The following is a 19,412-nucleotide window of genomic DNA, read 5'->3' as shown; positions in this document are numbered from 1 at the left end:
GTGGCTTTAGGACCAGCCGGGGGTGGCCCCCTTACTTTTCGGCCATGGCCCAGACCCAACTTCCGCCGTTGCAGGACGAAACGAGCCGCCGCGCCGCCCTCCGGCGAATGAAGTTCTGGGCCTCCGCCCTCCTGGTCTTCTTCCTCGTTGTCTTCGTGGTCGCCCGGATCCTCGAGCCGTCCCACCCTTGGCTCGCCTACGTCCGGGCCACCGCCGAAGCCGCCCTGGTCGGCGGCCTCGCCGACTGGTTCGCCGTCACCGCGCTCTTCCGCCACCCCCTCGGCATCCCGATCCCCCACACCGCCATCATGCAGAAGCAGAAGGACCGGGTGGGCCGGATCCTGGGGAACTTCGTCCAGAACCACTTCCTCTCCCGCTCGGTCCTCGAGCAGCGGCTGGCCGGGGTCCACCCCGCCGCCCGGGCCGCCAAGTGGATGAGCGAGGAGCAGAACCGGACCCGCCTGGCCCGCCAGCTCGCGGGTGGGCTCGCCCGGGCCGTTGAAGCCCTCCCAGACGCGGAAGTCCGCGAGTTCATGCAGAAGAGCGCGACCAATCGGCTCGAGTCGGTTCAGCTCGCCCCGCTCGTGGGCGACGTCCTCACGGTGGCGGCATCCGATGGCCGGCCGCAGGAGCTGCTCAACGAGGTCATCAAGCTGATCACCGGCGCGCTCAAGGAAGGCCACGACGCCATCCGCGAGAAGGTCCGGGCCGAGAGTCCGCGCTGGCTGCCGCTGGGTGTGCGCGATGCCGTCGCCGAGAAGATCGCGGGCGGCATTGATCGCGTGCTCGCCGAGATGTCGGCCGACCCGAATCATCCGATTCGCCGTCGCTTCGATAGTGCCGTGGCGGAGTTCATCAACCGGCTCAAGAACTCGCCGGAGATGCTCGCGAAGATGGAGAAGCTCAAGCAGGAGCTGCTCGGGCACCCCATTGTCGAAGACCTGGTCTCGTCGGTCTGGGACCGGGCGCGTCGCGCGGCTGCGCTCTATCGCTCCAATCCCGAACAGGCGTCACTCCTCCCGCTCGAAGAAGTCCTCGCAGGTCTCGGCGATTCACTCGCGACCAGCGACGAACTGCGGGGCGAGGTCGATCGCTTCCTCACCGACGTGGTGACGTCGTTGCTTGAACAGCATCGGCAGGAAGTGGCCGACCTCATTGCAGCCACCGTGGCGGACTGGGACCCCGAAGTCGCGGCGGGACGCATTGAACTCGCCGTGGGGCGCGACCTGCAGTTCGTACGACTCAACGGTACGCTGGTCGGTGGCCTCGCCGGATTGATCATCTACACGCTGTCGCAGTTCCTCTGAGATGCCCGGGATCGCCTCGCTGGGAGTGCTCTTCTTCTTCCTGCTGCTGATTCCGTATGGCGCCTGGAAGACCCGGGCGAGAATCCCTCAGCTCGTGGCACTCCCGCGCGAGGTCTACTTCAGGAAAGTGGTGACCCAGCAGGTGCTGTTTGCGGCACTTGCGGGACTTGCCGTCTACGCCGATCACGTGCGCGTCTCGCTCGGTCGCGTCGATCTCCCGCTGATCGCCGTGGCCATCCTCGCCGTCATCGTCTTTGTAAAGCTGATGCAGCCGCGGTGGCGTGCGGCCGTGAAGCGTCAGGATGCGCGGACGCTCTTCATCGCGCCGCGCAATGGCCGGGAGAGCGCGTGGTGGATCGCCGTGTCGGTGGCGGCCGGTGTCTGCGAGGAGTTCGTCTGGCGTGGCGTGGTGGCGGGCATCATCTGGTGGCTGAGCGATGACTGGTGGACGGCGGCGCTGGTGACATCGGTGGCGTTTGGCGCCGCCCATATCGTGCAGGGCCTGCGCGCCGCAGTGATCATCGGTCTCGCGTCATTCGCGATTCAGGGCTACGTCTACTGGGCCGGTGGGATCTTGCTCGCGATGGTGATTCACGCGAGCTATGACATCGTGGCGGGGCTGACGTATGGGAAGCTCTGCGACGAGGCGGGGATTCCGCTCGACGCTACGGCCGATGTTAATGTGTGACCGATGCCCCGATGGCCATGCCGAGCAGCGCCCCAACGACTGAGCTGAGCGCAATCAACTTGCTGTTCGGCTCGCGATCTTGACCATCGAAAACCTGTTTGCCAACGATAAATCCCGCGACCAGCCCAACTCCCGCGCCGATCAATGCGTCGCGGCCTTGCCTGCTCACCTTCCCCGTCGCCACGCCAAGCGGTTGCCCATCGGCAGGAGCGGTTCGGAGTGGATCGCGATCGACGACGCGGGAAAGGAGTGGCGACGGGGCCACTCGAATGCGACGTACCGGCGCTGAGGCAGGCAAACCGGAGTGCGCAGCCTGGGCGGCGCAGGGTGCGCTCACGCCTAGCAACACTACTAGCAGCGTACCGTTCAACCGGCGCTCTCCGGCAGCGCCGGCTCGCTGTATTCCGGTGTCGGCGCGTTGAACACGAACCCGGGAATCAGCGTCGTCAGCAGGGCGTAGACGACGAGCGCGCCAAACAATGGGTCACCGATGCCGAAACGGTCGCGCAGAATACCGGCGAGGACCAGGGTGAAGACCAGCGTCGGCAGCATCGGGACGGCGATGCGCAGAGAGACCCGAATCGATTCCCCCAAGGTCACCCGGCGCAGCAGCGCCAGCGCGACGATCCGCAGCGGTACCATGACGCCCACGAAAGCCAGTCCCAGCCAGACGGCGGGCCACGACAGGTCCTCGCGGGTCAACTCGGACCCGGCACGGAAGAAATAGAACGGGGCAAAGAACGACGCGAACACCTCGACGGCGTGCAACATCCGGTCGGAGGCAATCGCTGGCAGGGACTGCCGGAAACGTCGTGCCGCCACGCCGACGAGGAAGGCGCCGACCAGGTAGTAGACGCCCAGCCGCCGGGTCGCGTAGGCGGCCACGAGCGCCATCATCAGCAGGAAGGCGAACTCCGATTTCGGAGCGTATGGCGCGATTCGGGTGGCGAAGAGCCGGAACACCGGCGGCAGGACGACCACGATTCCGGCCAGCAGGAGCGTCGAAGTGGCGAATCGCTCTGCGGTCGTGGACTGCAGCACCACGAACAGCCCGAGCAATGCCAGCAACTCGGAGGCGATCGCCTTGCTGCGGATCCACGCCGTTTCTTCCGGGGTGAGTCCGAAGCCGTTCATCGCATCGAGAATGAAGCCGGCCGATGGCGTCAGTAATGCCAGCGCGAGCAACGACGCTGGCCGCAGATCGAGGATGAAGAGCCGCGCGAGCACTACCGTCGCCCCAGCCAGGGTCACCACGCGGATCGCGAGATGGAGCAGCAGGTAGCGGATCCGCAACGCGGAACCGAAGCCATCGACCTCGAGACCGGCAAAGAGAAAGAGCGAGACGATGCCGAAGGTCGACAGCAGATGGATGGTGGGATCGTGGCTGAAGAGGCCAAAGCCGATCCCCGCGACGCCGCCGAGCACGAAGCTGGTGATCGCCGACGGCAACCGCCACCGCTGCAGCACCCTCGGGACGACAAAGAGTGCGAACAGCAGGACGACGTAGGCGAGTTCCGGTGTCGCGTTCGCGAGATCCTGCGGCATTCATCGGCCTCCCTGGGACGCGTCAATGATGCGGCCCAGCGGACGGCAAGGCGATGGCACTACGAATCGGCTCCGGAATCGGCGTCGTCCCGCGGGCGAGGCCGTCCGAGATTATGCAGCCGGGCCGTGAATGAGCCGGGGCGCACCTTGATCGCGGCGCGATTGAACTCCCCGATATCGCCGCCGAGGGCCATGTCGAGTCCCGCAGACTTCGAGAAGCCCAGCTTCTGCGATGCGTACACGCTCCGATGCCCGACCATCAGATACGCCGTCGCCGCCGCGAGTGCCGCGAGGACACCGAGTGGTGCCGGAAAGATCTCGATCGCCATGACGGCCGCCGCGAGCGGCGTGTTCGCCGCGGCCGCGAGCACCGCAATGAATCCGAAGGCGCCCAGCAACGCTGCCGAGACGCCGAAGACGGGGGCGAGCGCGGCCCCGCTGGTCACCCCGATGAAGAACACCGGCGTGAGGATGCCGCCACTCCCCCCGACCTCGAGTGTGATGGCCGTCGCGAGAATCTTGACCAGGAAGTCCGTGCTGCCGACCGGGATCGTTCCGTTGAGGACACCAGCGATCGTCTCGGTGCCGAGTCCGGCGAAGCGATCACCGGCGGCGAAATACAGCAGGACAAGCGCGCATCCCCCACCAAACGCGACCCGGTAGGGATGGCTGGCGAAACGCTGCAGGCGGTGTTCCACTGCACGCAGGGTTTCGATCAGGAGCAGCGCCACGAGGCCGAAGATGGCACCCGAGGCGAGGGAGGTCAGGATCATCCGGATCTGGGTGTGATCGCCGACCGCCCCGTTGAGGAGTGGGAACGGCGGCGCGACGCCGCAAACCAGGTGACCCACGATCCCGGCCACCAGCGCCGGAAAAATCACCGTGTAATCGATTCGGCCGAGGTAGAGGACTTCAATGCCAAAGAGCGCGCCGGACACCGGCGTGCCGAACACGGCCGCGAAGCCGGCACTGATCCCGCAGATGACCAATCGTCGCCGATCGGCATCATTCAGCCTGGTCAGGTCGGCGAACAGGCTGGTGATCGCCGCACCGATCTGGGCCGCCGGTCCTTCCTTGCCGACCGATCCGCCGAACGCCAGGGTGATCACGGTCGCCACGAGCTTGACGGGAGCCACGAGCCAGTCGATCCGTCCGGAGCGCTGATGGATCGCCGCGATGACGGCTTCGGTCCCGTGGCCTCGTGCCTCTGGCGAGAAGGTCCGGATCAGCCAGACGCAGAGCGGCAGGGCGAGCGGGAGGGCGAAATAGAGCGGGACCCGCCCAGCAACCTGACCCGCAAGGAACGCCCCGGAGGCAGAAATCGACCAGAGGAACGCCCTGGTACCGAGTCCGACGCAAACGCCGGCGCCGGCGCCCAGCATGGCCCACTTGAGGGTGCTGACGAGGAGCGCAGTGTGTTCGGTGTACCACTGGTTTTCGTCGGCGAGCCGTGGCGACGGCGGCTCGGCCAAGGTTAGCCGAAGTTGACGCAACAGCTGCCGGAGTTTTGGCCACATGCTCAGCGCACCTCCACCTGCGGCAGCGCCTTCCACCGCGCCCACCCCTCCGGCGCCACCACCACCCGCACCGCACTCTTGCCGCCGACCTGCAGCGATTCGGCCGTGGTGCGGTAGCCGGCACGCTTCTGCACCGCGAGCTTGTTGCCGATCTGCTGCAGGAAGCGCTCGGCGTTGCGCGGCTCATCGAACACGGTGACCCAGACCAGCGCCGCGCCCCCCGTGTTGCGATAGACGCGAAGACGATCGCCGCCCCAGCCCACGGCGAGGTCGGTTGGCACTTCGCTGATGCCCGCGAGTGACGAGCGCAGTACGGCAATCTCGAATTCACCGAAGGTGTCTTCGTAGATCGGTACTGCCGTGTCCGCTGCGAAGCGCACCGTCAGGGGCAGGTCGCCCTTGGCGTAGCGGTCGGGGTGAAGAATCTGTTCGGTCGACACTGGCAGCTTGTCGCCAAAGGGCTGCTGGTCGGCGCGGTTGCGACGGAACCAGCGCAGGAACTCCGACCCTTGCAGATACGGAAAGGTGAGCCCCGAGCGGATCACCAGCGGGGCCGTATTGAAGACTTTCATCCCTGCCTGTTGCGTCTGCAACTGGCCGCGGAAGGTGTCCCAGAAGGAGTCGTCGCCGATCAGGTCCATCCCCGGCAGCAACGCCACCATCGATGCGAGCGTGGCCTGCCCTTCGAAGACCGCCTGCGCGGCAGCAAGGCGATCGGCATCGTGAATGTCTTTCAGGATGGAATCGAGCGGCGTGTACTGATGCTGCAGCGCGTGCACGAGTTCGTGGGCGAGCACAAGTCGGAGTTGCGCGCGATCACCACCTACCACCGCGAAGAGCTTGGTGGAATCGGGATCATAGAAACCGGCGACCTGCTCGGTATAGAGATCGATGAAGAGCTTCGTCACATCGAGCGTGTCGGGAAGCAGGCCGAGGAGACGGTAGGCGGTAGTGATCCCCTCGATGCGTGCGGGAGGGAGCTCCTGCTGCAGCTTGGCAAGGAGATAGCTGCGCACTTCCTCGCGCGAGCGCACCACGGCCGCAGGAGTCGACTTGAACTGGAGCCCGGCAGCCTTGGCCACGCCCGGCATCAGCGAATCGACCAGCGCGGTCAGTTGCTGCTGATTGAGCGACTGCGCGGCCGCAGGTGGCTCGCCACGACAGGCGACCAGGAGTGCCACCATCACCAGCGTCGAGGAGACACGCGACATACGGTTCATACTCCCAGAAACGTCGTCTGATACCACTGCAGCAACGGCTGCCCCGCGATCCAGCAGGCGGCCGACCCGATCGACAGGAAGATGCCGAACGGCACCAGCTTCTCACGACCGGCGAGCTTCATCGGCAGAAAGATCACCGTGCCGAGGAGGGCGCCAAGGAAGAGTGTGAGCAGCACGCCCTGCCAGCCGAGAAACGCGCCGATCATCGCCATCATCTTGATGTCGCCGCCGCCCATCGCATCCTGCCCCAGCAATTTCGTGCCGAGCCAGGCGATGACCCAGAGGAGCGCAAAGCCGATGACTGCGCCGATGATCGCCTCGCGCCAGGGCAGTGCCCCGCCCAGGAAGGCGAAGAGGATGCCGATGACGGTGCCGCCGATAGAGAACTCATCGGGGATGATGTACTCGCGCGCGTCCGTCATCGTGATGCCGACGAGGATGGTGCCGAAAATCCCGGCCCGCAGAAATTCCACGGTCGGGCCGTAGCGCCAAGCCGCGAGCCCCCAGAGCACGCCGACGGCGAGTTCCACCAGTGGATAGCGAATGGGAATCGGCAGCTGGCAGTACCGGCACTTCGCCCGGAGCAGCAGCCACGAGAGCACCGGGATGTTGTCGTACCAGGCGATCAGGTTGCCGCACTGCGGACAACGCGAGCGTGGTGCCACCACCGACTCCATCGCTGGCCAGCGCACGATGCAGACATTGAGGAACGATCCGAAGAGCAGGCCGACGATGCCGGCCGCCATCCAGAAATACCAACCGCCTTCGCGAATGTAGACCAGCGTCCCTTCCCAGATGCTCATCGGGTCACCTGATGCAGAATGATGCCAGCGGCGACCGCCACATTGAGCGACTCGGCGACCGGCTGGATCGGAACGGCCACGCGCCGATCGGCACGTGCCAGGAGATCATCGCGCACCCCAGCCCCCTCGTTCCCCAAGAGAATTGCAACAGCGAGCGGCGGTGCCCCAGAGAGTATCGGCGTGCCGTCCATTGACGTGGCCCAGAGCGCCACACCATTGCTGGTGAGCCAGTGCAGCACGGCCACATCATCGGCGTGCAGGTGAGGGAGTCGGAACAGTGCGCCCATCGCACTGCGCAGCGTCTTGGGGTTCTCGAGATCGGCCGTGCCGGGCAGGGCGATCATCCCCGAGGCCCCAAACGCCAGCGCCGTGCGCGCGATGGTGCCGACGTTTCCCGGATCCTGGACAGCATCGAGAATCACCAGCGGGTGCCCAGGGGTCGGCAGCAGGTCGTCGAGCGACCAGTCGCGCGGGGCATAGACCGCCACAACTCCCTGCGGATGCTCGGTCGCGGCGAGGGACGCGAAGTCGCTCTCGCTCACCTCCTCTACCGCAATCCCGCGCTGCTCCAGCTCGGCGCGGAGCGCGGCACCGCGTGGTGTCTCCAGCAGCGCGGGCGCTACCGCCGCGCCCTTGCATGGCACCCCGGCGGCAAGCATTTCTTCCACCAGCCGGACCCCTTCGGCGAGGGCAAGTCCGCGCCGTTCGCGCGCCTTGCGGCGGTGCAGATCACGAATCGTGCTGAGTAGTGCCATCGGCTGGGAGGTCGGGTGAAGGACACAACGCGACGCATCGCGCTGACGATCGCCGGATCGGATTCAGGTGGTGGGGCCGGCATTCAGGCCGACCTGAAGACCTTCGCCGCCTGGGAGGTCTACGGCACCTCGGTCATCGTGGCGATCACCGCTCAAGATACTCTCGGCGTCCACGCGGTTCACCCCGTCCCGGCCGACGTCATCACCGCTCAGCTCCAGGCCGTGGGCGACGACCTGCCGCCCGATGCCTTCAAGACCGGTATGCTCGCGACGCGGGAGCTGGTTGAGCTCGTCGCGGAGACAATCGCATCTCGCGCGTGGCCGCACTATGTGCTCGATCCGGTGATGGTCGCGACGTCCGGCGATCGCCTGCTTGATGCCGATGCGGTCAGCGCCGTGCGAGATCACCTCCTGCCGCTTGCGACCCTCGTGACACCGAACCTCGATGAAGCCGAGATGCTCACCGGGCTCGAAGTGCGTGACCCGGAAGGAATGGCGCTCGCTGGGAAGGCCCTCCTCGAACTCGGCGCCAAAGCGGCGCTGGTGAAGGGCGGCCACCTCGACAGCGACATTCTGGTCGACATCCTCGTCACGCCGGAATACGTCGAACGCTTCGCCCGCTCGCGCGTGATCACCCGCGCCACGCACGGCACCGGTTGCACCCTCTCCGCGGCAATCACCGCCGCACTCGCCCTCGGCAGGCCGCTCGATCAGGCCGTCGGCGCCTCACTCGAATATCTGCAGCGCGCAATCCGCGAGGCGCCGGGGCTCGGCAGAGGTCAAGGCCCTGTCTGGCATGGGGTTGAGATGACGGATGACAGATGACAGATGACAGATGACCGATGGGACATACGGGATGGCGAATCCGAAAACCGGCTTTCGTCATCCGTCATCCGTCATCCGTCATCCGTCATCCGTCATCCGTCATCTGTCATCTGTCAGCTATCACCGCAGTTCTGCGACAATCCCCGCCACAAGTCGCGCTAGTCGCCCGCCGGCTTCGCCGGCGACCTCCATCACTTCCGCGTGACTCAGCAGCGCCGACGTGGTGCCGGCAGCCGCGTTCGTGATCAGCGAGAAGCCGAGCACCCGCATGCCGCGAGCACGTGCGATGATGGTCTCGGGAGCGGTGCTCATCCCGACCGCATCGACGCCGAGACGCTCGAGCATCCGGACTTCGGCAGGTGTTTCGTAGGTCGGCCCCAGCAGCGCGCAGTACACTCCTTCCTCGAGCCGCGTTCCCTGCTCGGCTGCAATTCGACGCGCAGCATCGCGCAGCTTGGCATCGTAGGCGACGCTCATGTCCGGGAAGCGCGTCTCGCCGGGCAAGACCGGCCCTTCGAGCGGATTGCGACCAGTGAGGTTGATATGATCCGACAGGAGCATCAGCGTGCCTGGTGTGAAGGTGCGACGAATCCCCCCTGCCGCGTTCGTCACCACCAGCGTCTCGACACCGAGCGTGGCAAAGACCCGCACCGGCAGCACCGAGATCTGCGCCGGATGTCCTTCATACATATGGAAGCGGCCGCTCTGCATCACCACTTCGGTGCCGCCGAGCTTGCCGACCACGAGTTCTCCCTTGTGCCCCTGGACCGTCGGTACGTGGAAGCCGGGGATGTCGGCGTAGCCAATCCGGATCGGATCCTCGACCTGATCGGCGAGACCACCGAGGCCTGACCCGAGCACGATCGCCACCTTTGGCTGCCGGCCGGCGAGCCGCGCGCGTACCGCGTCAGCGGCTCGCGCGATCATCGCCGCACTCTCGTCGCTGGTCACAGCAGGATGCCAGCGATCGCGGCCGAGAGGAAGTTCGCGAGGGTACCGGCCAGCATCGCGCGGAAGCCGAGGCGCGCGAGGTCGCCCTTTCTATCCGGCGCGAGCGCGCCGATGCCGCCGATCTGGATACCGACCGAGGAGAAATTCGCGAAGCCCGCGAGTGCGAACGATGCAATGGTGAAGGAGCGCGGATCGAGCACACCCTTCATCTGCCCCAGCTGCGAGAAAGCGATGAACTCGTTGAGGACGGCACGGGTGCCAAGCAACCCGCCGATCGCGCCGCTGTCTTTCCACGAGACGCCAAGGAGCCACGCCACCGGCCGGCCGACCCACGAGAGGATCGTCTGCAGATTTTCGGGGAACCAGCTGGCGTAGGAGTGCGCCCACCCCATGCCGCCGTTGACCAGGGCAATGAGCGCGATGAACGAGATCAGCATCGCGATCACGTTGAGCATCAGGTGGAGCCCTTCGCCGGTGCCGCGTGCGGCGGCATCGACGAGATTCACATCGGTCTTGGGGATGTCGATTTTCACATTGCCCGACGTTTCCGGCACCATCGTTTCCGGCTCGAACATCTTGGCCATCATGATGGTACCCGGCGCGGTCATGATCACGGCACTGAGCAGGTGCTGCGCCTGCACCCCGAAGGCGATGTAGGCGGCCATGATCGAGCCCGACACGTGCGCCATGCCGGCGGTCATCACCGTCATCAGTTCGGACTGCGTCATCCGCGGCAGGAACGGTCGGATCGTGAGCGGCGCCTCTGTCTGCCCCATGAAAATGGACGCGCCGACGTTGAGGCTCTCGGCGCCGCTGGCGCCGAGCAGCTTGGTCATCACCACGGCGCAGGCCCGCACGATCACCTGCATCACGCCGAGGTAGTAGAGAATGGCGAAGAGCGCGGAGACGAAGATGATGGCAGGCAGGATCTGGAAGGCGAAGATCACGCCGAGCGGCGAGTCAGGAGTAAACGGTGCGCCGAGCTTCCCGAAGACGAATTCCGAACCGGCATAGGAGTAGTGAAGGATGGCGGTTACGGCATCGCCGAGATTCTTGAACAGCGTCTGGCCAAACGGCACCCGGAGCACGAAGATCGCAAACACCACCTGCAGCCCGAGTCCCCAGCCCACCGTCTTCCAGCGAATCGCCTTCTTGTTGTGCGACATCGCGTAGGCGACCAGCATGATGACCAGGATGCCGAGGAGCCCGGTGAGCCGCACCAGCAGCGGCACCCCGTCGGTAGCCGGTGCCTCGATCGGGGCGACCGGAGCGGGCGCCGCCTGGGCCGCGAGATCGGTGAAGCCGCGAGCGGCTGCGCCGGGAAGGAGCCAGGTCGCCGCGACGGCCAACAGCATCCCGAAGAATCCGAACGCGAACTGCCGACGAAGGGAGGGCTTCATTGGTGGGACTCCGCTGCGGCTCGGCCGCAGGTCAGGGACGGGAGGCGAGATCGGCCCGGACCCGCGCCAGCAGCGCAAGTCGATCGGGCCACGGCAGGAAGGCGTGCTCGAAGGCCGTGAGTGCCATCGCGTGCATTTCGTCGAGGGTGAAGCCGAGTGCCTGGTGCGCCAGATGGTATTCGCTGGTGAGTGAGACGCCGCTCATCAGCCACGAATCGGTACAGAGAGTGACCGGAACTCCGGCGTCGAAATATTGCCTCACCGGATGCTGAGCGGCAGTCGCGACGGCATGCGTCTGCACATTGCTGGTGATGTTGATCTCGAGACAGATCCGCCGGTCGCGCACATAGGCCAGCAGCTCGGGGCTCTCGAAGAGCCGGGTGCCGTGGCCGATACGCACCGCGTGACAGCTGTGGATTGCCTCGAAGATGCTTTCCCACCCGGCGGCCTCTCCGGCGTGTACCGTGATGCCGAGCCCGGCACGTGCGGCAACATCGAAGGCTTCCCGATGCTCCTCCGGAGGCCGTCCCGCCTCGCCTCCTGCGAGGTCGAACGCCACCACACCGTGATCGCGCATCCGGACCGAGTGCTCGGCAATCTCCACCGAGACATCGGGTGAGTAGTGCCGCAGCGAGCAGTTGATGATCCGCGTCACCACGCCGAACTCCTGCTCGCCGCGCTGCAGGCCGCGCCACTCGGCGACAATCGCCTCGTCCATCGAGAGCCCGCCACGGGTGCTCAGCCGCGGGCAGTAGCGCACCTCGAGATAGCGCAGGCCGTCGGCGGCGGCATCGGCGACCATCTCGTAGGCGACGCGTTCAATCGCCTCGGGGGTCTGCAGCACGGCAATGGTGTACTCGAAGCGCGCGAGATAGTCCTCGAGATTCCGGGCGTCGTCCACCAGCATATAGCGACGCAAGGCATCGGCATCGTTGGCCGGCAGCGCGACCTTCGCTGCCCGCGCCAGCTCGAGCATGGTTTCGGGGCGGAGCGATCCGTCGAGATGGACGTGGAGCTCGGCCTTCGGCATTCGCCGCAGGGTGTCACGCATCGGTGGCATCTCCGGCACGGGCGGATCGGACGACCCGGAAGATCGCTCCGGCGCTCAGGGCGAGGTCGGGATCGGCAGCGATCCCCCGGCCGTCGGTCGCGATGGCATTCCCCCCGAGGAGGGCGGCGAAGAGGTCGGGATCCTGCTCGGCGAGGAGCTGGCCAAGGGTCGATCCGGCGGGCGCCTGGAAGGGGCGTCCGTTGATGAAGACGGGGAGGTTTCTGGGCACGGTCGTAAATATCCGGTCACAAGTACCATTCCAGCAACATCAATCGCCTTGCCATCGTCACGCGACCCCGATATTCGTTTCGACGCATATGGTAACGGAGCCGCAATGACGCATCGCATCCTGGTAGTGGACGACGAGCCGGATATAACCGCCCTGGTGGCGTACCACCTCGCGCGGGCGGGGTACCGTGTCTCGACCGCCGCGAATGGTCCCGATGCCCTCAAGGCCGCCAAGGACGAGCGCCCCGACCTGGTCGTCCTCGACCTGATGCTCCCGGGCCTGTCCGGCTACGACGTCCTCGCCGAGCTGCGGAAGCGCGACGAGACCCGCGACGTCGGGGTCATCCTCCTGACCGCCCGACGTGACGAACCCGACCGGATCAAGGGGCTCTCGCTCGGCGCCGACGACTATCTCACCAAGCCGTTCTCCCCGGCCGAGCTCGCCCTCCGCGTCCAGGCGCTGCTTCGCCGGCTCGCGGCGCCGGCGGTGTCTGCCGGGTCGACCCTGGTGGCCGAAGGACTCACCATCGACCGGGCCGCCCACCGGGTCTCGCTCAAGGGCGAGGAGTTGAACCTGACCGCTACCGAGTACAAGCTCCTCGTGACACTGCTGGAGCGGCGAGGCCGGGTCCAGACCCGGCCCCAGCTGCTGGAGACGGTCTGGGACGCCCAGCCTGATATCCAGACCCGCACCGTGGATATGCACGTCCAGCGATTGCGGTCCAAGCTCGGGGAGATCGGCGACATGATCGAAACGGTTCGCGGCTTCGGATACCGCTTCAAGAAGTGAATTTCGCCGGCCGGCTCGTTCTCGGCACTTTCACTGTCGTTGCCCTCACCCTGCTGGTGATGGTCTGGGGCTCCGAGCGCGCGCTCCGCTCGGGCCTCGAACGCGATCTCCAGACGACCCTCGCACGTGAAGCGGTGCTGGTGCGCGCCACGCTCCCGAGTGATACCAGCGCCTGGCAGGAGACGGTCACTCGCTTGAGCGGTCAGAGCGGCCATCGGATCGTGTTGCGCGACCCCTCGGGCACGGTACGCGCCGCGAGCGACTCCATCCTCACCGACGACGTCCTCCACTACCGCAGCGCCGGGGCACCGGTCAGCGTCGAACTCGATGCCCGCCTCGACGGCGTTCGCGAACTCTCGGCGCTCGCACGCAGCTCGATGATCGGTGCCGCACTCTTCGCGTTGCTGGTGGCACTGGTGCTCGCATTCTTCGCCGGGCGTTCGATTGCCTCGCCTCTCGTGGCCCTCTCGGCGGCGGCACGCGCGATAGCGGCGGGGGCACTACCACGCTTTCCACGGTCGGGAATTCCCGAGGTCGACGCCCTGGTCCAGGCCCTGCGGCAGATGAACCAGCAACTTGCCGATCGCTTCGACGAGCTTCAGCAGGAAAAGGCCGAAGGAGACGCGGTCGTGGACGCGATGGTGGAAGGGATCATCGTTGCCAACTCGCGCGGGCGGATCGTGACCGCAAACCCCGCCGCGCGGCGCTTGCTCGGCTATGACGAAAGCGACCAGCTTCCTGATCTCACCACCCTCTTCCGTGACAAGGAAGCGCGTGAGGCGGTCGATGAAGTGCTGGCCGGCGCCGTGGTGCAAGACCGTGAGCTCGACCTCGGCGATCAGGTCATCTCGCTCAACGGCAGGTCACTCGCCGGCAGTGGCGCCGTGCTCGTGCTGCACGACCTGACCAGGGTGCGGCGACTCGAAGCGGTACGCCGCGATTTCGTCGCCAACGTCTCGCACGAACTCAAGACCCCGCTGACCTCGATCTCGGGTTATGCCGAAACGCTCGCCGAAGGGGGAGTAGAGCCGGCCACCCAGCGTCGCTTCCTCGAGACGATCAGGAACAACGCCCAACGGATGCACCGGCTGGTGGACGACCTGCTCGATCTGTCACGCATCGAATCGGGACGCTGGGTGCCGCGCGCCGAGGCCACTCCGGTCGCCTCGCTGACACGGGATGTCTTCGCCACCGCCGCCGACCGCGCCACGGCGCGCGGCGTGACACTGCGTCTCGCGCTCGCGCCTGACGCCGAGACGATCTTCGCGGACCCTGAAGCGCTCGGGCAGGTGCTGATCAACCTGGTGGACAATTCCATCCGGTACACACCCTCGGGCGGAACGATCACGGTCCGCACTCGCCGACTCGACGATGCCGTCGAGCTGTCGGTCGTGGACACCGGCAGCGGCATCTCCAGTGACCATCTCTCGCGAATCTTTGAACGATTCTACCGAGCCGAGCCGTCGCGTTCACGTGAAGAGGGGGGGACCGGCCTCGGGCTCTCCATCGTGAAGCACCTGGTCGAGGCGCACGGTGGCAGTGTCGGCGTAGAGAGTGCGCTGGGCGCCGGCACCACTGTCTGGACCCGATTCCCCGCCCAGGAAGCCTCCGTTACAACTCCGTGACCAAGCCGTGGTTTGCCCGTGATCGCCCAGGCGCTTGTTACATGCGTTGAGGTGATCACGGGGCAATTGTGACCTGACCGTCTCACGAATGCAGTTCGACCACACGACCTTTCGGAGATGTCATGGGCACTCGGATGAAGCTGGTACTCGGTTTGGCGGTCGCAATCGTGGCGGGGGCGCAGAGCGCCAGCGCCCAGGCAGCGCAGGCTCCCACCGTCACCGTTACCGGTGTCGGCTACCTCAACTACTCCTATCAGTTGAAGGTCGATTCCTCGCTCGCCCCCCCGGCGCACGGCAACAACTTCGATGTCGCCCGGTCGTACGTGAACGTCCTCGGCAAGTTCGCCGACGGGATCAGCACCCGCGTCACGGTGGATGTCGACGGCCGCAAGGCCGCCACCAACCAGCAGACCTTCCGCCTCAAGTATGCCTATGTGGCCTGGCAGCCCGGCACCTCGCCGCTCACCCTCAAGCTCGGCGCGATCCAGACGCCGCTGCTCGACTGGGAAGAGGCGCTCTGGGATTACCGTATGCAGGGTGTGATGCCACTCGAGCGCGCGGGATATATCACCTCCTCGGACTTCGGCGCCTCGGTCGACGGGATGTGGAATTTCGAACAGATCAACGCCCAGATCGGCATCTACAACGGCGAAGGGTACAGCAATGCGCCGGGCGACAATCGCAAGGACATCAGCGGTCGGCTTTCGGTGCGTGTCGCGCGCAGCAACCTCCCCGGCAAGGTCGGCGGGCTGCGGCTCACCGGCTATGCTAACGTCGGCATCGCCACCGGTGGCGGGACCCGCAACCGCTTCCTCGGCATCCTTTCGTACAAGGCGAAGGCGGTAACCCTCGCCGCCGAATACGGCATGATGCAGGACTCCACCAGCGTCGCGACGCCGAACGCGAAGGGCTCGTTGATGGCGGCCTACGCGGTGTTCAACGTGCCGAATTCGAAGGTCGCCTTCATCGGCCGGGTGGACTCGTTCGACCCGAACACCGACTCGACCGCCGTCACCGCGGCGGCACGACTTGCCGTCAATCGGCAGACCCGGGTGATCGCGGGCGTCTCCTACGCGGTGTCGCCGAACCTGCGGTTCCTCGCCGATGCCGATCTCAACTCGGTGAAGGGCGGATCGCCCAGCAACAGCTTCGAGAAGGGCCGTCAGCTGGTGTACCTGCACACTGAATTCAAGTTCTAACTGATGCGCACAACATTCCTCCACTCCTGGAGTTGCACGATGAAGTCTCGCCTGAAGGTTTCGCACCTGATCGCCTTTGCCCTTGTGGCCGGCTGTCAGAAGCCCGCCCCAGTGGTGGCACAGTCGCTCACGGGCGCCGGCGCCACCTTTCCGAACCCGATCTACACCAAGTGGTTTGACGCCTGGCACAAGAAGACCGGCGCGCAGATCAACTACCAGTCGGTCGGCTCGGGTGCCGGCATCCGCCAGTACACCGAGGGCACCGTGGATTTCGGTGCCACCGACGGTCCGATGAGCGTCGACCAGATGAACGGCGTGCAGGGGCAGGTCGTCCACATTCCGACGGTGATGGGTGCCGTCGTCCTGACCTGGAACCTCCCGTCGCTTGGCGCCACGCAGCTCAAGTTCGACGGCGCCACCATCGCCGACATCTTCCTCGGCAAGATCATCAAGTGGGATGACAAGCGGATCGCCGCGCTGAATCCCGGCGTGAAGCTTCCCGACGTCGACATCATCGTGGTCCACCGTTCCGACGGCTCGGGCACCAGCTACATCTTCACCGACTTCCTCAGCAAGGTCTCGCCCGAGTGGAAGCAGAAGGTCGGGTCGGCCACGGCGGTGAACTGGCCCGTCGGGCTGGGCGGCAAGGGGAACGAGGGCGTGACCCAGCAGGTCAAGCAGGTCGAGGGGACACTGGGCTACGTCGAACTGATCTACGCATCGGCCAACAAGCTGCCGTTCGCGCAGGTCAAGAATGCCGCGGGCAATTTCGTCCAGCCGTCGCTCGAGACCGTCACCAACGCGGCCGCGAGTGCCAAGTTCCCGGCGAACACCGACTTCCGTGTCTCGATCACGAACGCCCCGGGCGCGCAGTCGTACCCGATCTCCTCGTTCACGTGGCTGCTGATCCGTCCGAACACCAAGGACGCGACCAAGGGGAAGGCGATGCGCGACTTCCTCACCTGGATGGTCTCTCCGGAAGCGCAGGGGATGGCGAAGGCGCTGCTCTACTCGCCGCTGCCCCAGGAAGTAGTCGGGCTGGTGAATGCGCGCCTCAAGACGCTGAAGGCCGCGGGCAAGCCAATCAGCTGAGTTGCAGGACATGAGACCCCGGGGGGCGCTTGCCCCCCGGTGCGGTTGAGGCGATTCATTGTGGGCTCCCCGCCCGCCACCGCCTCTCCAGCGAGCACTTGATGACCATCAGCTTTCGCGCCGTTGCCTTCCCTGCCCTCCTGCTGCTCACCCTTCCCGCCGCCATGCATCGCGAGGACCCGCCACTGCGCGGCTTCACCACGGCGAACGCGAAGATCCAGCGTGAATGGGAAGGAAAGTTCCGCGCGCTCCCGGAACCGGCACGGATGCGCGAGGCGATGCGGAGGCTCTCGCTCCGTCCGCACCACGTCGGCTCGCCCTATGACAAGGACAACGCCGAGTGGTTGCGGGCGCAGTTTGCGTCGTACGGCTTCGACGCGACCATCGAGCGGTTCGATGTGCTCTTCCCGACGCCGGTGACGCGGCTGCTCGAGCTGGTCTCGCCGACAAGCTTCAAGGCGAGACTCGATGAGCCGGTGCTGAAAGAGGATCCGAGCACTTCGCAGAAGAGCGAACAACTGCCGACGTACAACGCCTACTCGGCCGACGGCGATGTGACGGCTCGACTGGTCTACGTGAACTACGGTGTACCGGCGGACTACGAGACGCTCGAACGACAGGGAATCGATGTGAAGGGCGCCATCGTGATCGCGCGCTACGGTGGCTCGTGGCGTGGCATCAAACCGAAGGTGGCGTACGAGCACGGTGCCGTAGGTGCGCTGATCTATTCCGACCCGCGCGATGATGGCTACGGCGCGGGTGAGACCTACCCCGCAGGACCGTTCCGCCCGAAGGACGGCGTCCAGCGTGGCAGCGTGATGGATATGCCCACCTACCCCGGCGATCCGCTGACACCCGATGTGGGCGCCGTTGACGGTGCGAAGCGACTTGATCGCGCCAACGCGACCACGCTGATGAAGATCCCGGTGCTGCCGATTTCCTATGCCGACGCGCAGCCACTCCTTGCTGCACTCACCGGACCGGTGGCACCATCATCGTGGCGCGGTGGCCTCCCGATCACCTACCGCATCGGCGGCGAAGGCGCGAAGGTGCATCTCAAGCTCGCGTTCGACTGGACGCTCAAGCCGCTCTACAATGTGATCGCGAAGCTGCCCGGCAGTGTCTATCCGGATGAGTGGGTCATCCGCGGCAACCATCACGATGGCTGGGTCAACGGCGCCGAAGACCCGATTTCGGGGATGGTCGCGGAACTCGAAGAGGCGCGAGCGCTCGGCCTGCTCGCGAAGCAGGGGTGGCGTCCGAAGCGGACGATTGTCTACGCGGCCTGGGACGGCGAAGAGCCGGGACTTCTGGGTTCCACTGAGTGGGTCGAGCAACATCAGGCAGAGCTGCGGCAGAAGGCGGTCTTCTACCTCAATACTGACGGCAACGGTCGCGGCACACTCGGTATGGCGGGTTCGCACGGGCTCGAGCGCTTCACCAATGAGGTCGCCCGCGACATCACCGATCCGGAGACCGGCGCGGCTGTCGCCGTCCGCGAACGCGCGTCACGCGTGGTGGGTGGCGACCGCGAAGCCCGCGACCGCGCCGACCTGCGCGTCGGCGCGCTCGGCTCGGGGTCCGACTTCTCCCCGTTCCTGCAGCACGTCGGGATTCCGACCCTCAACATCGGCTTCGGCGGCGAGGATGACGGCGGGATCTATCACTCGATCTACGATTCCTTCTACTGGTACACGCACTTCAGCGACACGGCATTCGTCTACGGCAAGGCGCTGGCCCAGACCGCCGGCACGATGGTGATGCGGATTGCGAGTGCCGACCTGCTCCCGGAAGAGTTCGGCAACCTCGCCGAGACGACGCGTGGCTACGTGAAAGAGGTGAAGCAGCTCCGCGACAACAGCGCGAAGGAGATCGAGGAGCGGAACCGGCAGATCGCCGAGGGTGCCTTTGCGATGGTGAACGACCCTCGCCGGCCAACCCGACCCCCCAAGGGCGATTCCGCGGCGCCGGTGCTCAACTTCGCCCCACTCGAGAATGCAGCGACCGCGCTCGACCAGGCGGCGGCGAAATTCGAGAAGGCCTACGCCGGGATGCCGGGCGGGAACGCCGTCCCGGCAGCGCTCGCCCAGGTGAACGCGCTACTTCGGCAGAGCGACCAGCTGTTGCTGCTCCCCGAGGGGCTCCCGAAACGGCCGTGGTATCGCCATTCGCTCTACGCCCCGGGCTTCTACACCGGCTACGGCGTGAAGACGATGCCGGGAATCCGGGAGGCAATCGAGGAGAAGAACTGGACTCTCGCGGATGCCGAGATCCTGAAGGTGGCGGCGGCGCTGTTACGTGAGAGCGAAATGATCGGCCAGGCGGCGCGCCTGCTGGAGCAGGCTCTCGACCGGAAACCGATTCCGTAGTGACACGTTCGTTACAAAGCCGTGACCGATTGGGGTAGGAGGGAGAG

At 65.9% G+C, this 19,412-nt stretch carries 18 protein-coding genes; 8 read left to right on the top strand and 10 right to left on the bottom strand.

What is annotated here, in order from left to right; all coding sequences use genetic code 11:
• Positions 1-44: 44 nt before the first annotated feature.
• Positions 45-1,307 (top strand): DUF445 domain-containing protein, encoded by a 1,263-nt coding sequence (locus tag V4558_15505; protein MES2306909.1) that lies wholly within the window; start codon positions 45-47, stop codon positions 1,305-1,307.
• Position 1,308: 1 nt separating this feature from the next.
• Positions 1,309-1,995 carry a CPBP family intramembrane glutamic endopeptidase gene (locus V4558_15500; protein ID MES2306908.1) on the top strand — a complete coding sequence of 229 codons (687 nt, stop codon included), beginning with the start codon at positions 1,309-1,311 and terminating at the stop codon, positions 1,993-1,995.
• Here the strand turns inward: V4558_15500 and V4558_15495 are convergent.
• Genes V4558_15495 through V4558_15470 form a run of 6 tightly spaced genes read right to left on the bottom strand, consistent with a single transcriptional unit; the run spans position 1,985 to position 7,835 of the window.
• Positions 1,985-2,332, bottom strand: a complete 348-nt coding sequence (locus tag V4558_15495; protein MES2306907.1) for a hypothetical protein — start codon at positions 2,330-2,332, stop codon at positions 1,985-1,987. The genes V4558_15500 and V4558_15495 overlap by 11 nt on opposite strands.
• A gap of 29 nt (positions 2,333-2,361) precedes the next feature.
• Positions 2,362-3,540, bottom strand: coding sequence for a cation:proton antiporter (locus V4558_15490; protein MES2306906.1), 1,179 nt, complete (start codon positions 3,538-3,540; stop codon positions 2,362-2,364).
• 59 nt (positions 3,541-3,599) lie between these two features.
• On the bottom strand, positions 3,600-5,057 hold the full coding sequence (locus V4558_15485; GenBank protein ID MES2306905.1) for a chloride channel protein: 1,458 nt from the start codon (positions 5,055-5,057) through the stop codon (positions 3,600-3,602).
• Positions 5,058-5,059: 2 nt separating this feature from the next.
• Positions 5,060-6,268, bottom strand: coding sequence for a hypothetical protein (locus V4558_15480; GenBank protein MES2306904.1), 1,209 nt, complete (start codon positions 6,266-6,268; stop codon positions 5,060-5,062).
• A gap of 5 nt (positions 6,269-6,273) precedes the next feature.
• Positions 6,274-7,080, bottom strand: a complete 807-nt coding sequence (locus V4558_15475; GenBank protein MES2306903.1) for a prepilin peptidase — start codon at positions 7,078-7,080, stop codon at positions 6,274-6,276.
• Positions 7,077-7,835, bottom strand: a complete 759-nt coding sequence (locus V4558_15470; protein MES2306902.1) for an RNA methyltransferase — start codon at positions 7,833-7,835, stop codon at positions 7,077-7,079. Before V4558_15470 ends, V4558_15475 begins: the two co-directional genes overlap by 4 nt.
• Positions 7,836-7,850: 15 nt before the next feature.
• On the opposite strand from V4558_15470, the gene thiD reads away from it, so the two are divergent.
• On the top strand, positions 7,851-8,660 hold the full coding sequence (gene thiD, locus V4558_15465) for a bifunctional hydroxymethylpyrimidine kinase/phosphomethylpyrimidine kinase (GenBank protein ID MES2306901.1): 810 nt from the start codon (positions 7,851-7,853) through the stop codon (positions 8,658-8,660).
• A 120-nt stretch (positions 8,661-8,780) separates the two neighbouring features.
• Here the strand turns inward: thiD and V4558_15460 are convergent, their stop codons facing one another.
• From V4558_15460 to V4558_15445, 4 genes are read right to left on the bottom strand one after another with little or no spacing between them, the layout of a single operon-like run.
• A complete protein-coding gene (locus tag V4558_15460; GenBank protein MES2306900.1) occupies positions 8,781-9,587 on the bottom strand; it encodes a purine-nucleoside phosphorylase in 807 nt (268 codons plus the stop codon).
• 20 nt (positions 9,588-9,607) lie between these two features.
• The gene (locus V4558_15455; GenBank protein ID MES2306899.1) at positions 9,608-11,011 is read right to left on the bottom strand and encodes a nucleoside transporter C-terminal domain-containing protein; all 1,404 of its coding nucleotides are present in this window, start codon (positions 11,009-11,011) and stop codon (positions 9,608-9,610) included.
• A gap of 31 nt (positions 11,012-11,042) precedes the next feature.
• Complete coding sequence (add, locus tag V4558_15450) at positions 11,043-12,062, bottom strand: adenosine deaminase (GenBank protein MES2306898.1); 1,020 nt, start codon at positions 12,060-12,062, stop codon at positions 11,043-11,045.
• Complete coding sequence (locus V4558_15445) at positions 12,055-12,291, bottom strand: hypothetical protein (GenBank protein MES2306897.1); 237 nt, start codon at positions 12,289-12,291, stop codon at positions 12,055-12,057. The genes add and V4558_15445 overlap by 8 nt, the downstream gene beginning before the upstream one ends.
• Before the next feature lie 105 nt (positions 12,292-12,396).
• Between V4558_15445 and V4558_15440 the strand changes: the two genes are divergently transcribed.
• The 5 genes from V4558_15440 (at position 12,397) to V4558_15420 (ending at position 19,365) form a co-directional block, all read left to right on the top strand.
• Positions 12,397-13,080 carry a response regulator gene (locus V4558_15440; GenBank protein MES2306896.1) on the top strand — a complete coding sequence of 228 codons (684 nt, stop codon included), beginning with the start codon at positions 12,397-12,399 and terminating at the stop codon, positions 13,078-13,080.
• Positions 13,077-14,705: an ATP-binding protein gene (locus V4558_15435; GenBank protein MES2306895.1), complete on the top strand. Its 1,629-nt coding sequence runs from the start codon at positions 13,077-13,079 to the stop codon at positions 14,703-14,705. The genes V4558_15440 and V4558_15435 overlap by 4 nt, the downstream gene beginning before the upstream one ends.
• A 122-nt stretch (positions 14,706-14,827) precedes the next feature.
• On the top strand, positions 14,828-15,904 hold the full coding sequence (locus V4558_15430; protein MES2306894.1) for a hypothetical protein: 1,077 nt from the start codon (positions 14,828-14,830) through the stop codon (positions 15,902-15,904).
• 39 nt (positions 15,905-15,943) lie between these two features.
• Positions 15,944-16,996 (top strand): phosphate ABC transporter substrate-binding protein PstS, encoded by a 1,053-nt coding sequence (gene pstS, locus V4558_15425; protein MES2306893.1) that lies wholly within the window; start codon positions 15,944-15,946, stop codon positions 16,994-16,996.
• A 101-nt stretch (positions 16,997-17,097) separates the two neighbouring features.
• Positions 17,098-19,365 (top strand): transferrin receptor-like dimerization domain-containing protein, encoded by a 2,268-nt coding sequence (locus V4558_15420; GenBank protein MES2306892.1) that lies wholly within the window; start codon positions 17,098-17,100, stop codon positions 19,363-19,365.
• Positions 19,366-19,412: the final 47 nt, after the last annotated feature.

The sequence above is a fragment of the Gemmatimonadota bacterium genome, assembly GCA_040388535.1.
Taxonomy (GTDB): domain Bacteria; phylum Gemmatimonadota; class Gemmatimonadetes; order Gemmatimonadales; family GWC2-71-9; genus Palsa-1233.
The sequence above is the reverse complement of the archived record's forward strand: the minus strand, read 5'-3'. Positions and strand labels throughout refer to the sequence as shown.